The 531-nt window shown below is 50.8% G+C and carries 1 protein-coding gene; it reads right to left on the minus strand.

Features of this window, described 5'->3' with window-relative positions:
• On the minus strand, positions 1 to 531 hold a 531-nt coding region (locus tag R7Q48_RS30630), incomplete at both ends, for an FGGY-family carbohydrate kinase (RefSeq protein WP_318134185.1).

A 531-nucleotide genomic window follows, 5' to 3' on the forward strand; every position in this document is an offset into this window, starting at 1 on the left:
TGATTTCGTCGTCGGGTAAACGCCAGCTGCGACGGCTGCAAAAATTGCTGCCCCCAATGCGCAACATTGATCTGATTCGACCACGATGATGTCGCGACCAATCACATCGGCGCACATTTGCATCACGTAAGGGGATTTTTGCGCAATGCCACCAATGGCGATGACGCGTTCGACAGTGACATCTTGTTCTATAAAGCAATCGACGATCGCTTTTGCGCCATGCGCAGTGGATTCTACGAGTGCGGAGAAAATTGCAGGTGATGAGCTACCAAGGTTTAAGTCACAAATGGCACCTTTAAGACGCTGGTTTGCGTAAGGGGTTCGGCGGCCATTGAGCCAATCCATTGCAACCGGAGTATATTGGTCGATACCTTGCTGCTCGGCAGCTTGCGAGAGCATTGGCAAAAGTTCTGAAGCAACTTCTTCGGCAGTTAAGGCAAAGTCTGGATTGTGCTCGGCATAAGCCTGTAGTGGCCACATTAAGACGTTTTTGAACCAGGCATACATGTCGCCAAAAGCGGACTGTCCGGC

It is taken from the genome of Vibrio sp. 378, assembly GCF_033339435.1.